The 16,137-nt window shown below is 28.4% G+C and carries 14 protein-coding genes; all 14 read right to left on the bottom strand.

From position 1 onward, the window contains the following. Window position 1: 1 nt before the first annotated feature. The 14 genes from EGD97_RS05055 to alr all read right to left on the bottom strand — a co-directional run bounded on the left by EGD97_RS05055 (window position 2) and on the right by alr (window position 16,105). Entirely contained in the window at window positions 2-1,201 is a 1,200-nt protein-coding gene (locus EGD97_RS05055; protein ID WP_127836638.1) for an FtsW/RodA/SpoVE family cell cycle protein, read from the bottom strand. 10 nt (window positions 1,202-1,211) lie between these two features. Then, on the bottom strand, window positions 1,212-1,646 hold the full coding sequence (locus EGD97_RS05050) for an FHA domain-containing protein (RefSeq protein ID WP_078682754.1): 435 nt from the start codon (window positions 1,644-1,646) through the stop codon (window positions 1,212-1,214). Between the two features lie 61 nt (window positions 1,647-1,707). Continuing rightward, window positions 1,708-4,530, bottom strand: coding sequence for an excinuclease ABC subunit UvrA (gene uvrA, locus EGD97_RS05045; protein WP_127836637.1), 2,823 nt, complete (start codon window positions 4,528-4,530; stop codon window positions 1,708-1,710). A gap of 26 nt (window positions 4,531-4,556) precedes the next feature. Continuing rightward, entirely contained in the window at window positions 4,557-6,533 is a 1,977-nt protein-coding gene (gene uvrB / locus EGD97_RS05040) for an excinuclease ABC subunit UvrB (RefSeq protein ID WP_127836636.1), read from the bottom strand. Between the two features lie 361 nt (window positions 6,534-6,894). Then, window positions 6,895-8,109: a PDZ domain-containing protein gene (locus tag EGD97_RS05035; protein WP_228201972.1), complete on the bottom strand. Its 1,215-nt coding sequence runs from the start codon at window positions 8,107-8,109 to the stop codon at window positions 6,895-6,897. A 25-nt stretch (window positions 8,110-8,134) separates the two neighbouring features. Further along, on the bottom strand, window positions 8,135-9,334 hold the full coding sequence (locus EGD97_RS05030) for a S41 family peptidase (protein ID WP_078682758.1): 1,200 nt from the start codon (window positions 9,332-9,334) through the stop codon (window positions 8,135-8,137). A 129-nt stretch (window positions 9,335-9,463) separates the two neighbouring features. After that, complete coding sequence (locus EGD97_RS05025; RefSeq protein WP_127836635.1) at window positions 9,464-10,777, bottom strand: murein hydrolase activator EnvC family protein; 1,314 nt, start codon at window positions 10,775-10,777, stop codon at window positions 9,464-9,466. A gap of 110 nt (window positions 10,778-10,887) precedes the next feature. After that, entirely contained in the window at window positions 10,888-11,778 is an 891-nt protein-coding gene (gene ftsX / locus EGD97_RS05020) for a permease-like cell division protein FtsX (RefSeq protein WP_127836634.1), read from the bottom strand. Next, window positions 11,768-12,457, bottom strand: a complete 690-nt coding sequence (ftsE, locus tag EGD97_RS05015; protein WP_127836633.1) for a cell division ATP-binding protein FtsE — start codon at window positions 12,455-12,457, stop codon at window positions 11,768-11,770. Before ftsE ends, ftsX begins: the two co-directional genes overlap by 11 nt. 333 nt (window positions 12,458-12,790) lie before the next feature. Further along, complete coding sequence (locus tag EGD97_RS05010) at window positions 12,791-13,645, bottom strand: YitT family protein (protein ID WP_078682762.1); 855 nt, start codon at window positions 13,643-13,645, stop codon at window positions 12,791-12,793. Between the two features lie 25 nt (window positions 13,646-13,670). Beyond that, entirely contained in the window at window positions 13,671-14,021 is a 351-nt protein-coding gene (locus tag EGD97_RS05005) for a hypothetical protein (protein ID WP_078682763.1), read from the bottom strand. A gap of 60 nt (window positions 14,022-14,081) precedes the next feature. Continuing rightward, the gene (locus EGD97_RS05000) at window positions 14,082-14,432 is read right to left on the bottom strand and encodes a type II toxin-antitoxin system PemK/MazF family toxin (RefSeq protein ID WP_078682764.1); all 351 of its coding nucleotides are present in this window, start codon (window positions 14,430-14,432) and stop codon (window positions 14,082-14,084) included. Beyond that, window positions 14,392-14,712, bottom strand: coding sequence for a CopG family ribbon-helix-helix protein (locus EGD97_RS04995; protein WP_078682765.1), 321 nt, complete (start codon window positions 14,710-14,712; stop codon window positions 14,392-14,394). The genes EGD97_RS05000 and EGD97_RS04995 overlap by 41 nt, the downstream gene beginning before the upstream one ends. Before the next feature lie 232 nt (window positions 14,713-14,944). Next, window positions 14,945-16,105, bottom strand: a complete 1,161-nt coding sequence (gene alr / locus EGD97_RS04990; protein WP_127836632.1) for an alanine racemase — start codon at window positions 16,103-16,105, stop codon at window positions 14,945-14,947. Window positions 16,106-16,137 lie beyond the last annotated feature (32 nt).

The following is a 16,137-nucleotide window of genomic DNA, read 5'->3' as shown; positions in this document are numbered from 1 at the left end:
ATTATTCTCCTTCCGAAATCTTTTGCACTATCCCCAAAGAGCAGAAGGTTATGAGCATAGATGTACCTCCATAACTTACAAGTGGAAGTGTAATACCTGTTAAAGGAATTAAATTTATAACTCCTCCTAAAATTACCAAAGCTTGAGAAGCAATAATAGAACTATACCCAACAGCAACTAGTCTTGAAAAATTATCTTCTATATAAACTGCAGCTCTCATACATCTATAAAAAAGTAAGAAATAAATTATTATTAATCCAAGTCCAGTAACTATACCTAATTCTTCACAAATTACTGTAAATATAAAATCTGAAACATTTACTGGTATATAATTAGGAAAGCCAAAGCCAAGGCCTGTTCCAAAAAGTCCTCCCCATGCTATAGCTATAAGAGATTGAACTATTTGAAGTCCTTCATTATTAGCATAATTCCAAGGATTTTGCCAAATCATAATTCTTATTCTAACATGATCAAAAATTTCATAACTTATTACTCCGCCTAAAATAAAAAGGATTAAACAGGTTATAACATACTTAACCTTTGAAGTTGCTATGTAAAGAATAGTTACTGATAAAGCAAACACTATAAGAGCAGTTCCTAAATCTCTTTGAAGTACCATAAATCCAAGAGATATCATAACTACAAATGCAGGCTCTATTAAATTTTTATAACTTTTATAATCTTTAAGAGCAGAGGCAAGATAAGCTACTAAAAATAATTTCCCAAATTCTGCCGGCTGAAAACTTATATTTTTTATTATAATCCAGTTTTTAGCCCCTCCTCTTTCTGTACCAAATATGAGAGCCATAGACATAAAAATTAAAGTAAGTGCAAGATAAATATATTTATATTTTTGAAAACTTTTTAAATCTGGGAAAAGTACAATAATAATTATAAATGCAGATACTCCAAGAGCAAACCACATTACCTGTTTTAAAGCTAATGTAGGATTAAGACGGTATATAACTGCAATACCAATAACAGATAAAATACTTGCAAATATCAATATATATTTATCTCCGTCAGGATAAAATTTTCTTATTATAAATTGAGAATATGCTATTAATACAATTATTATTATTCCTATAAGTACCGCACCTTCATCAAAAGGATTTTTTAATAAAGCAAGATTTACAAAACATACAATACAAAGTAAATATATATATCTAATAATTCTTTTTTCATCTTTTAAACTATCCACCAAATATCACCTATCCTATAACTTTAAACAAAGCACTTCCTATTTGTATTTCATCTCCAACTTTAAGTATAGCTTTACCTTCAAGCCTTTTATCATTTATAATTGTTCCATTTGTACTTCCTAAATCTTCAATTATGTAATCAGTATTTTTTAAAAATATTCTAGCATGGTTTCCTGAAACATACTGATCATCTAAAATTAAATTATTTGTTGTTTTTCTTCCAATAGTAATCTCACCTTTAATTGGAATAACAGCACCATTTTTTAATTCATGATTTTCTCCTTTATCTAATATTTCAAGTCCAAAAGTTTTTTTCTTTGTAGGATTTCTTTTACCTCCATTTTTAATGTCTTTGTACATTATTTTAAGTGATAAGAATATAATTATGTAAATTATGCCTATAATAATAAATCTAAATATTGTAGTTAATTTACTAAAATCCAACTTCGACACTGCCTTTCTTTTAAATTAATAAGACTAGTATATTAAATACTAGCCTTATTAATTATAACATCTTTTTAAGGTATTGTCCTGTATAAGAATTTTCAACTTTAATAATTTCTTCAGGAGTTCCTGAAGCTAAAATAGTTCCTCCTCTTTCTCCACCTTCAGGACCTAAATCTATAATATAATCTGCAGATTTTATAACATCAAGATTGTGTTCTATAACTACTACTGTATTTCCAGCATCAGTAAGCCTTTGAAGAATATCAATAAGCCTTTTAACATCGTCTATATGAAGACCTGTTGTAGGTTCATCTAAAATATAAAAAGTTTTTCCAGTACTTCTTTTGGAAAGTTCATAAGCAAGTTTAATTCTTTGAGCTTCTCCACCAGATAATTGAGTTGAAGGCTGCCCAAGCTTTATATAACCAAGACCTACATCCATAAGAGTCTGAAACTTACTTTTTATTCTTGGAATATTTTCAAAAAAATTTATTGCCTCTTCAACAGTCATATTAAGAACATCATCTATATTTTTACCTTTATATTTTACTTCAAGGGTTTCTCTATTATATCTTTTTCCTTTACATACCTCACAAGGTACATAAACATCAGATAAAAATTGCATTTCTATCTTTATAATTCCATCTCCACTACAAGCTTCACATCGCCCGCCCTTAACATTAAAACTAAAGCGTCCTGGTTTATAACCTCTCATTCTAGCCTCTGAAGTTGAAGCAAAAACTTCTCTTATAATATCAAAAACTCCTGTATAAGTTGCAGGATTAGAACGAGGTGTTCTTCCTATTGGGCTTTGGTCTATATTTATTATTTTATCAATATTTTCAATACCAATTATATCTTTATGTTTACCTGGTATATCTTTTGAATTATTTAATTTTTTATTTAATCCTTTATAAAGTATTTCATTTACAAGAGTACTTTTACCAGAACCAGAAACTCCTGTAACAGCAGTAAACACTCCAATAGGAAATTTTACATCTATATTTTTAAGATTATTTTCCTTTGCTCCTATAACAGTTATATAATTTTCATTAGGTTTTCTTCTTTCTTTTGGAACAGGGATAAATTTTTTACCACTTAAATACTGTCCTGTAATAGACTCTTCACATTTTGAAATTTCATCTAATGTTCCAACAGCTACAACCCTTCCTCCATGTTCTCCTGCACCAGGTCCTATATCCACAATACAATCTGCTGCTCTCATAGTATCTTCATCATGCTCTACAACAATAAGAGTATTTCCTAAATCTCTAAGGCGTTTTAAAGTAGCTATAAGTTTATCATTGTCCCTTTGATGAAGCCCTATACTTGGCTCATCAAGTATATATAAAACTCCAACCAAGCTTGAACCTATTTGTGTAGCAAGTCTTATTCTTTGGGCTTCGCCTCCAGATAAAGTACCTGCATTTCTCCAAAGATTTAGGTAATCTAAACCAACATCTATTAAAAATTTAAGTCTGTTTTTTATTTCTTTTAATATCTGACTGCTTATTATAGTATCCTTTTCTGAAAGTACTAAATTTTCTACATAATCAAGTTCATCTTTTATTGACATAAGACAAAATTCATATATATTTTTATCTCCTACTGTTACAGCTAAAACTTCAGGTTTAAGCCTTGCTCCTTTACATTTAGGGCAAGGTGCATCACTCATATAGTTTTCAATTTCACTTTTAATATAATCAGAATTACTTTCCATATATCTTCTTTTTAAACTATTTATAACACCTTCAAATTTATGATTAAACTCTCCTACTCCGCTTTCTCTTTCATATCTAACTTTTATTGTTTTACCTTCCGTTCCATATAAAAGTATTTTAACTATTTCAGGAGGAAGTTTTTCAATTGGAGTATCTAAACTAAAATTATATTCTTTAGCTAAAGCTTTAAGCACACTATAAGTCCAGGAATCATCTTTACCACTTGTACCTGCCCAAGGCAAAATTGCTCCTTCTGAAAGACTTTTACTTTTATCTGGAATAACTAAATTTTCATCTATTTCCATAAGAGTCCCAAGTCCATCACATTTATCACATTTCCCAAAAGGAGAATTAAATGAAAACATTCTTGGAGCTAATTCATCTATGCTTATGCCGCAATCAGGGCATGCAAATTTTTCACTAAAAAGGACATCTCCTTTTCCTATAATGTTTACTAAAACTAATCCTTCCCCAAGTTCTAATGCAGTTTCTATAGAATCAGCTAATCTGCTTTTTATGTCTTCTTTTATAACAAGTCTATCTACAACAGCTTCTATATTATGTTTTTTATTTTTTTCAAGCTTTATATCTTCTTCTGAAAGCTCTATAATTTCCCCATCTATTCTAGCTCTTACAAAACCATTTTTCCTTATGTTTTCTAAAATTTTAACATGCTCTCCTTTTCTTCCTTTTACAAGTGGAGCAAGTATTTGAATTTTAGTTCTTTCTGGCATTTCCATTATTTTATCTACCATCTGATCTACAGTTTGTGCTTTAATTTCTTTACCACACTTTGGGCAATGAGGAACGCCTATTCTAGCATATAAAAGTCTTAAATAATCATATATTTCTGTAACAGTTCCAACAGTAGAACGTGGATTTCTGCTAGTAGTTTTTTGATCTATAGAAATAGCAGGAGATAAGCCTTCTATATATTCTACATCAGGCTTATTCATCTGACCTAAAAATTGTCTTGCATAAGCAGAAAGTGATTCTACATATCTTCTTTGTCCCTCTGCATATAAAGTATCAAAGGCAAGAGAAGATTTACCAGAACCAGAAAGGCCTGTGAATACAATAAATTTATCTCTAGGTATTTCAAGATCCACATTTTTTAAATTATGAACCTTAGCACCTTTTATAATAATTTTTTCCTTCATTAGTACCTCCATTTTTATAAAACTAACTATTTTGTTTTCTGCTTTTTAAGTTTAAATATAATATCCCTAAGTTGGGCTGCTCTTTCAAATTGCAAATCTTTAGCAGCTTGTGACATTTCCATTTCATATTTTTCTATAAGTTTATCTATATTTTCGTTATTAGCTGCAATTGCTTCTTCCAAGCTTTCATAATGATTTTCTTCTGCTTTTGTAACTTCAATAATTTCTCTTATATCTTTAACAACTGTAGAAGGCACAATACCATTTTTTTTGTTATATTCCATTTGAATCTTTCTTCTTCTATTTGTTTCACTTATAGCTCTTTCCATAGATTTAGTTATAACATCTGCATACATTATAACTTTACTTTCTGAATTTCTAGCTGCTCTTCCTATAGTCTGTATAAGAGAAGTTTCAGATCTTAAAAATCCTTCTTTATCCGCATCTAAAATAGCTACTAAAGCAACTTCAGGGATATCAAGTCCTTCTCTTAAAAGATTTATACCCACAAGTACATCAAATTCACCTTTTCTTAAATCTCGTATAATTTTCATTCTTTCAATTGTATCTATATCTGAATGAAGATAATTAGTTTTAATATTCATATCTTTAAAATATTTAGTTAAATCCTCTGCCATCTTTTTGGTAAGAGTAGTTACCAAAACTCTAAATCCTTTGTCTATTGTATTTTTAATATTTTCATATAAATCATCTATCTGTCCTTTAATAGGTTTTACTATTATTTCAGGATCCAAAAGTCCTGTAGGTCTAATAATCTGCTCTGCCACATTTGTAGAATGTTCAAGCTCATAAGTTGATGGTGTAGCACTTACAAAAACAACCTGATTAAGTTTTTGTTCAAATTCTTCAAATTTTAATGGTCTATTATCATATGCACTTGGAAGCCTAAAACCATACTCTACTAATGTATCTTTTCTAGAACGATCCCCTGCATACATAGCTCTTACTTGCGGAAGGGTAACATGGCTTTCGTCTATAAACATTAAAAAATCTTTTGGAAAATAATCTATAAGAGTCTGTGGTGGTGAACCTTTGGCTCTTCCGTCAAGTATCCGTGAATAATTTTCTATGCCGCTGCAATATCCAACTTCTCTTATCATCTCTATATCAAAATTTGTTCTTTGCTTTAATCTTTGAGCTTCTAAAATTTTATCTTGAGCAATAAGTTCTTTAAGACGTTCTTCTAACTCTTCTTCAATTTTTTTAATAGCTATTTCAAGTTTTTCATAAGAAGTAGCAAAATGAGAAGCTGGAAAAATTGATATATGGCTTCTGCTATTTAGAATTTCGCCAGTTAAAACATCAAATTCTCTAATCTTTTCTATTTCATCTCCAAAAAATTCAACTCTAACAGCTTTATTTGTAGACCCTGCAGGAAAAATATCTAATACATCTCCCCTTACTCTAAATGTACCTCTTACAAAATTAATTTCATTTCGTTCATATTGTATTTCTATAAGTTTTTTAATTACTTCATCTCTATCTTTAATCATTCCTTCTCTTAAAGAAATTGTTAAATTTTTATACTCTTCAGGATTTCCTAAACCATATATACATGAAACTGATGCAACTATTATAACATCTTTTCTTTCAAAAAGTGCTGCTGTAGCAGAGTGTCTAAGCTTATCTATTTCATCGTTTATAGCTGCATCTTTTTCTATATAAGTATCTGTTTGAGGCACATAAGCTTCTGGCTGGTAATAATCATAATAAGAAACAAAATATTCTACCGCATTATTAGGAAAAAACTCTCTAAACTCAGAACAAAGCTGAGCAGCGAGAGTTTTATTGTGAGCCAAAACCAAAGTAGGTTTTTGAACTCTTTCGATTATATTAGCCATAGTGAAAGTTTTTCCAGAACCAGTTACTCCAAGAAGAGTCTGAAATTTTTCACCACGTTCTATTCCCTTGGAAATACTATCTATAGCCTGAGGCTGATCACCAGTAGGCTTAAATTTTGAACTTATTTTAAATTTACCCATTTATATCACTCACTTTACGAACATTTGTTCAATAATAATTATTCTATACTTTTATAATGTCTATGTCAATAATTCTTAATTAGTAAGTGAGAGTATATATTTTTTAAAACTTTATATTAATAAACTACTTATATTAAGTATAATACTTAATATAAATATATAATTGTATAGAATTTAAGTAAAAATGTAAATCTCTTAAAACAGTTTAAATAATAAAACTGTTTTAAGAGATTTACATTAATTTTTTATTCATCGTCATCTTTTTTATTTTTAATTTTATCAAATATTTCTTTAAATTTAGTTTCATCATAATGTATTACAGTACTATCTTTAGGAATGTTTTTAGGCACAAAAACTATTCCTATTTTTTTTCTTTATTCATTTTGTTATAACTTACTTCATAATGCTTGCCCATTCCTCTTTCAATTTTGAAACTAATATAATTTACTCCTTCTATCGATGGATACAAAATATCATTTTCACTTGTAATTTTTTTATTATTAACTTCTACTAATAAATCCCCACTTTTAATTCCCATTTCTTGTGCTGGAGAGTTAGGTGCTACCTCTAGAACCATAATCCCATTATCTCCACTTACATATTTAGGATTTCTTTTTACTTCAAGGAAATTTTGTATATTAATCATAAATTCATGAGCCACAGGTGTAAATATTATTAAAAGAAGTTTATACATATAACTTAAATATGAAAACTGAGCTAACACAAAAAGTATTATGCTATATAGTAAAAGTGCTATACCTGAAGAAAAAGTTTTTTCTTCTTTACTTTTAGTAAATGTTACACTACTATATCCTATTATACTAAAGTAGGCAAATAAGGTAACTGCAGCTCCTTTTGCCATATTTAAAAATGGTGAAATTTTAAGAAAAGGCCACCAACTAGGAGTTGCAATATTTTGAGTATATTCTAAATTAATTGGATTGTTAATTATTAAAAATAATGCTACTGGAACTAGCCAATTTCTTCTAAGAGCAAAACCGCCTATTATTTTATCTCCTCTATTTGTAAATACAGGAATAGCACCTCTTTTACCATCTATAATAACTAAAATTCCTTCTATAAAATGAAGAACAGAAATTAATACTATAAGAGAGCCTATATCTATTTTAAGAATGTCTACATTTGCTAAATCTATAACACTTCCAAATAAATTTATTTTAACTCCAGCATATATCTTTGATATAAGTTCTAAAATTAAACTTAAAATTCCAAGCAATGCTCCTGAATATGCAAAGCATATAAACCTTGGTTTTATAAACATAAAAAATATTGATATTAAAAATATTAAATATATAGCTGAATTTTCATCAAAAGCTACTCCTAAAAAGGCAAGTATAATGCTGGAGACTGCTCCAGCAATTATACCTATTACTATTTGAGAAATAGTAAGCTCTAATGAAGAGTCAAAATTTTCTCCAACTATCATCTTTTGCATTATAGTTATATTCTTATTTTGTCTATACAACATAAAAGCAAGCATTATAAGAATTAATACACTATTAGGATTTACTAAAGTGTAAGCAATAGCTCTTAAAGTATTTATTAAAATGCTCATGTAAAAAAATTCTCCTCAAATAAAATTATTTCATTTTTTCTTTTAATGTTTCTAATGCTTTATTAAATTGTGGATCTTTATTCCTTGCATATGGTTCTTTTAAAAGTTCCTCAGGATACTTAACTTCTATATCTGGCTTAATACCTGTTTTGTGTATATTTACTCCATTAGGAGTATAGTATTTAGATATTGTAACTTTTAATGCTGTTCCATCTCCAGTATCAACTAAAGTTTGAACAACTCCCTTTCCAAAAGTTTTTTCGCCTACCAATGTTCCTACTTTATAATCTTTTACTGCACCTGAAACTATTTCAGAAGCACTAGCAGTAAGTCCGTCAGTTAATACAACTAAAGGCATTCCTATTGCTATTCCTCCCTTAGATTTATACTTTTCTTCTTTTTTGTATTTATCAATAGTAGAAACTATTACTTCTCCCTTTGGTACAAAATTTGATACTACATCTACGCAAGTAGATAATAACCCTCCTGGATTTTGTCTTAAGTCTAAAATTATTCCTTTAGCACCTTTATCTTTCAAATCTTTTAATTTTTTATTAAAATCTTCTCCTGTGTTTTTATCAAACATAGAAATTCTTATATAGCCTATATTGTTAGAAAGAAGTTCACCACTTACAGTTTGTAAATTTATTTTAGCTCTTTTTACAGTATATGTATATGTTTCTTTCCCATTTCTTGTAACTGTTATATTTACAGTTGTACCTTCTTTTCCTTTCATCATAGCCACTGCATTTTGATAGTCTTTACCAGATACTTTAGTATCATTTACTTTTTCTATAACATCTCCTGGAAGTATACCTGCCTTTTGTGCTGGTGAATCATCAAACGTACTTAAAACTATTATTTTATCATCCTTTACTTCTATTTGAAGTCCTATACCTGAATAACTTCCCTCTGTTTGAGTATTAAACGCTTGAAATTCTTCTTGATTCATAAATACAGTATAAGGATCTTCAAGAGATGCTGTCATGCCTTTAATAGCTCCTTCTACTAATTTATTTTCATCTATTGGTCCATCATATAATTTATATATAAGATCCCTCACTTCAAATAATTTATTGTAACTTGAAATATTTTCATTATTTCCTGCTTGTATTACATGCCCAGTTGAAAATATAGGCAACGTTTTTGCGCTTACAAAGGTTAATACATTAGTAGCTAAAACAATAGCTATTGTTCCAGCTATCCATTTTTTCTTATTATTCATATATTTATCTCTCCTCACTACTTAGGCATTTTTATTTTTACTATATCTATATATTTATATAAATCTTCAATAATTATAACACTAAAAAAAATAAATTTGCAAAAACATTGCAAATTTATTTTTAATCATTTATTTAACATAATATGGAGTTGGATTAATAGTACTTCCATTTGGTTTCCTTATTTCAAAATGAAGATGCGGTCCTGTGGAATTTCCAGTACTTCCAGCTCTAGATATAAGTTGTCCACCTTTTACAGTTTGTCCTACACTAACTGCTAAAGAAGAATTGTGTGCATACAAACTTATAATATCTCCATGATCAATCATAACAACATTCCCATATCCTCCCTGGACTCCAGCATAAATTACCTCACCATCTTTTAAAGCATATATAGGTGTTCCATACCCAACTCCAATATCTATACCAGTATGAGGTTTTTGCACTCCAAATATAGGATGAATTCTTGGACCATAAGGAGAAGTTATAGGATAAACTCTTCCTGTAACACAATATAACTTTTGAGCACTATTACTAGAAGAAGACTGAGATAAAATTGTTTGATTAGTATTAGTAGTGTTATTAGTATTAGTACTACTGGTGTTTGCAGCTGATCCGCCTCTACTTGCTTCTTGCTCAGCTTTTTTCTTAGCCTCCTCAGCTTTTTTCTTAGCCTCCTCAGCTTTTCTTCTCGCTTCTTCTGCTTTTTTCCTAGCCTCTTCTTCCTTTTTCTTTTTTATAGTAGCTATTAATGACGCTATTGCCTGCGATTCCTTTTCTTCCTCTTCAATCATTTTTTCATAGGAAGCCTTATCTTTCTCTAAAGATTCCATTAAGTTTTGTTTTTGAGCTAAGTTTGCTTGAAGTTCTTTATATTGCTTATCTGCTTGAGTTTTTAAAACTATATTTTCTTTTTTAGTTTTATCAAGTTCAGCTTTTTGAAGTTCCAAAGCTTTTTTATTATTTTCCATGCTTTCAATTAATTTTTTATCATATTCCATAACTTTACTTACAGATTCAATCCTAGAAAAAAACTCTGAAAAACTATTAGAACTAAAAATTAGTTCTAAATAGCTTTCATTTCCATTTATATAAAGAGCTCTTACCCTTTTTTTAAATAGTTCATCTTGTTCTTCTAAATTTTTCTTGCTCTCTTCTATTTTTTTCTCATAGTTTTTTATTTTTTTATCTATATTTGTAATTTTACTATTTAAATTATTTAATGCTTTTTCTGATTCATTTACCTTTTCATCAAGCTGTTCTACGCTCTTTTTTGTATCCATATGTTTTTGGTTAATATTTTCTAATTCTTCTTTTTTATCATTTATTGAATTTTGAATATTTTCCAAATTATTTTGAGCATCAGTTAAATTATCAGCTTTTACTGTAATTACAGAAGTAATACTCAAGGTTAGTGCTAATACTAGACTTACCCCTTTTTTCATAAATATTCCCCCAAACTTTTAAGATGTTACTAAAATAAGTTTGTTATTTATTTAAAAGTTTATATTAGACTTTTAATATATATATAAGTATCCTAATTTTTAAACCACTTTTAAACTACTAAAAATTTTCTAATTGCCATTATACTACCAACTATTCCTATAAAAATCCCCCCAAGAATAAATTCCCCTAGTATAACGCTATATACATAAGCTGGATTTATAAGTGGTATCATCATAATTTGTGCAGACATTTTTATAAAAACAAATTTATATCCATAATAGAGTAAAAGGTCTGCAACAATAGCTCCTAGTATACCTATAAACATACCTTCCAATATAAAAGGCCATCTTATGAACCAATCTGTAGCACCAATATATTTCATTATATTAATCTCTTTTCTTCTAGAATATACAGTAAGTTTTATAGTATTGCCTATAAGGAATAAAGAAACTCCTATAAGTATCACAAATATAATAATTCCTATCCATCTTATAGCATTACTAAATGTTATAATTTTATCTACTACTTCTTTAGCGTCTTTTATTGTTTCAATTCCAGCCATACCTTCTATATCTTTTACTACTTGAGATATTAATTCAGGTTTTTCTACTTTAACTATGTAAGATGCTGGGAGTGGATTTTCTTTTTCAAGACCTTCTAAAGCTGATTCATACTGTTTTCCAAATCTGCTTTTTAAATTTTCAAGTGCTTGAGATTTGCTTTCATATTCAACACTCGTAACACTTGATGTATTTTTTAATTTATTTTCAATAGCCTTTTGTTCATCAAGTTTTATATCATCTTTTAAAATTATTTTTATTTCTACTTTAGATTCCATTTCACTCATAACTTGATTTATGTTTTGTATAACAAGTAAAAATGTTCCAAGTATAAACAAAGTTGCTGCAACAGTTGCCGCAGAAGCTATGCTTATAGTCTTGTTTCTTTTTAAACTTTTAGCTGCATCACTTATAAAATTAACAAATGTATTAATCTTCATACCCATATGCTCCCCTCTGCTCATCTCTTGATATTACACCTTTTTCAATTGCTATAACTCTCTTTTTCATAATGTCTACTATTTCTTTAGCATGGGTAGCCATAATTATAGTAGTCCCTGCACGATTAATATCACTTAATATTTCCATAATTTCCATGGATGTATCTGGATCAAGATTACCAGTAGGCTCGTCCGCAATTAAAATAGATGGATTATTTACTATAGCTCTTGCTAAAGAAACTCTTTGTTGTTCTCCTCCAGAGAGCATACTTGGTAGGGATTTATATTTGTCAGAAAGGCCTACAAGTGAAAGCATCATAGGTACTCTTTTTCTTATTTCTTTTTCTGATGCCTCTGTGACTCTCATAGCAAAAGCCACATTTTCATAAACATTTAAAGTAGGAATTAATCTAAAATCTTGAAAAACCACACCTATTTTTCTTCTATAGTATGGAATCTGTCTTCTTTTTAATTTTGTTATATCTATATTATCATTTAAAATTATTGAGCCTTTAGTAGGTTCTACTTCTTTTAAAATCATTTTTATAAATGTGGATTTTCCTGCGCCACTGGATCCTACTAAAAAAACAAATTCTCCTTTTTCAATTTTTATATTAATATCTTTAAGAGCAGTCACATTATTGTCATATATTTTGGTTACATTTTTAAATTCAATCATTACTGCATCTCCCTCTATTTCATATTTATATACAAAATTTATACACAAAAATACATATTTCACTTTTTTATTATAACATAATAATACTAAAATAAACAATTAACATTTTTTAAAGGAAGTATTTACTTTTATATATCTAATATGAAAACTAAATAATAATCTCCTACATGCTCTAATCTAATATATACTCTATTTCTATATTTAAACCTAAAATATTATCATTTTAATCTTAGTGTGCAAAATTAGACAAAAAATAAAATAGCCACAAATCAAGCTTTTCCGTTAAACTTAATATCTAAAAAACGAAAAGCACTAAAATTTGTGGCTATTTTTTTATTCATCTCCAAGTATATCTTTAAATCCTTCTCCTAAAACTTCATGAGTTTCACTTACTGTTATAAAAGCTTTATTATCCACATCTTTAATAAATTTTTTAAGCTTTATAAACTGTTTTCTATATAACACAGTATATAAAATATTTGTGTCTTTTTTAGTGAATCCACCTTTTCCTTTAAAAATAGTACATCCTCTATCTAATTCATTAATTATATAATTGCTTATTTCATCTATTTTTGTACTTACAACTATAACCTCTTTACAAGTATTTACACCTTCAATTACATTATCTATAACAAAACCATTCATTATAACACAAAGTAAAGAATACAGTGCTATATTTGTACCAAAAGTAATACCTGCAAATAAAGTTACAATAAAATCAACAATTAAAATAGCTTTGCCTATATCTATATGAAAAAATTTATTTAATATTTTAGCAATTATGTCTGTTCCTCCAGTAGAAGCATTTTGATTAAAAACTATAGCCATACCTATACCAGAGAGTAAAGTCCCAAATATAGATGCAAGAAGTAAATCATTTGTAATAGCTTTATCAAAAATTTTAAGATTATCTGTTAACCATATAGTTAATGATATACCTAAGCTTGCATATATACTTTTTGCACCAAATTTATTCCCTATTACTGCAAAAGCTATTATAAATAATACGGCATCTATGCCAAGCATTATCATACCAACATTTAAAAAAGGGAAAATACTATTTAGTATTATAGCTATTCCAGAAACCCCTCCTGCTGCTATTTTATTTGGTACTAGGAAAAGTCTAAGAGAAAGTGCTACTAGCATAAAACCTATTGTTATAAATATGTATTCTTTAAATTTTCTCATAAAAACCTCCTCACTTACATATTTTTTAAAAAGAAGGAATTGGCCTTACAAAGTAATCAACTATAAAAGAAAAAGCTAAAATAGAGATTGATATTATAAATATAACATGAGATAAATTTAATTTATGAAAATATGTTTCCCAAGTTTTTTGATAATTAAGAGGTCTCATTAAATCCCATTTTACAAAAGATATTGCTGATATAGATAAGCCAAATACAGATACTATTTGAGATAATCTACATCCCCAAAGCATTACGTTTATAAAATCAAATCCATATAAAATAAGCCCTATTATAATTCCAAATATAAAAGAACCTATAAAATAATATATTGATAATTTAAGTGCATACAATATATCTTCTATATATTGCTTCATTTAATACCTCCTCTTTTGTATATTTAAAAACAACCAAATATAGGGAGCTTATAAAGCCCCCTATTGTAACCCAACACTTATGGAAAGTGCTTCATCTACCATTTTCATGTCTTTGTCTGTCATATGCCCTATTTTTTCTTTAAGTCTTTTTTTATCCAAAGTTCTTATTTGCTCAAGCAATACTACTGAATCTTTGTTTAAACCATACTCTTCTGAGGAGATTTCAACATGAGTTGGAAGTTTAGCTTTATTTATCTGTGAAGTAATTGCTGCTACAATTACTGTTGGACTGTACTTATTGCCAACATCATTTTGTATAACGATGACTGGCCTTATTCCTCCTTGTTCTGAGCCTACTACTGGGCTTAAATCAGCATAAAATATATCTCCTCTTTTCACTATCGTTGTCATTAGGAAAATCACTCTCCGCTAGCTTCGCTTCATACTTTTTTAATTCATCAACATCATTTGCAAAGCCCATTTCTGCTATTTCAAGATTTAATTGAGCCATTTCCATATATCCCTTTCTCATACTGTCCATTAAACTAAGTCTTTTTTTCTCCTCAATATATACTATTATAGCATCACGAATAAATTCACTTCTTTTTTTGCAATCTTCTTCAAGGGCTTTATTAAATTCATTATACAGTGTTTCATTAAGATTAACCACCAGTTTTTTTGAACCTGCCATGGGAAAAACGCCTCCTAAAAATCCGTATACTAAGTACTTATCGAAAAGTAACATAATTGTTAATAATTTGCAGCACTAAAATATATTAACTTATATAAAAGTGCACAAATATGTACTATATTATTATAATTTAAAATTATTATAATTTAAAATATTAAAATATGTCAAAGCAAATTATTGATATTTCCCCATTCTTAGGCATAATAGCATTATAACACAACTTAAAAAATAATTAAATATAATTTCTAATTTTTATAACTTTTCCAGACTTTAAATACACTCTAGGTACCCTTTTACTTATCATGCAAGTTACTTCATAGTTTATAGTTCCTATTAATTTTGCTATATCATCTGCATCAAATTTTAAATTATCTTTTTCTCCTAAAAGTATAACTTCATCTCCAAGCTGTACATTTTTTATATCTGTAACATCGACCATACATTGATCCATACAAATTCGTCCTACTACCGGAGCAAAGCTTCCATTTATAATTACCTTTGCTTTTTCAAATAAAAATCTAGTATATCCATCTGCATAACCTACAGGAAGGGTAGCTATAATACTTTCTCTATTTGTTTTAAATTTTCTTCCATATCCTATATATTCTCCAGCTGGAAGTTTTTTTATGTGAACAATATTAGTTTTTAAACTCATTACAGGTTTTAAATTTATTTTTTCTCTGCTTACTTCTTCAGAAGGATAATAACCATAAAGTATTACTCCAGGTCTTACTGCTTCAAAATGTGATTTAGGCAAATCAATTATAGCAGCACTATTGGCAATATGTCTAATATTTATTTTAATGCCTTTTTTAATTAATTTATCATAAAATTCATTAAATTTTTTTAATTGAAGTTCTGTATAAGTTTTATCTTCTTCATCTGCAGTAGAAAAATGGGAATAAAGACCTTCTATAATTATATTTGGCAGTTTACTTATTTTATATACATCCTCTATACTTTCATCATTAGGCAAAAATCCTATTCTGCCCATTCCTGTATCTAATGCAATATGTATTTTTGCCTTTTTATTTTTCTTTTGAGCCATATTAGATATTTCTTTAGCTAACTCATAAGAATAAACTGTCTGTTCTATATCATATCGTAAAAGCATATCTATAAGGCTTGGAGGAGTAAACCCTAAAATAATTATAGGTGCTTTAATTCCTCCCCGTCTTAATTCTATAGCTTCATTTAAAACTGCTACAGCAATTTTTGTAGCTCCATTTTCTAAAAGTGTTGGTGCTATATCTAAAGCTCCATGCCCATAACCATCTGCTTTAATAACTGCTATAATATCTTTACTTTTAGAAATTTTCCTTATTTCTCTCATATTATGTGCTAAATTATCTAAATTTACTTCTGCCCATACTGGTCTTAAATGCTTAAACAAAACTTTGCCTCCTATCTTTTGTGCTTAAATAT

Origin of the sequence: Clostridium prolinivorans (assembly GCF_004011155.1) — a bacterium.
In the GTDB taxonomy this organism is placed as follows: domain Bacteria; phylum Bacillota; class Clostridia; order Clostridiales; family Clostridiaceae; genus Clostridium_AT; species Clostridium_AT prolinivorans.
The sequence above is the reverse complement of the archived record's forward strand: the minus strand, read 5'-3'. Positions and strand labels throughout refer to the sequence as shown.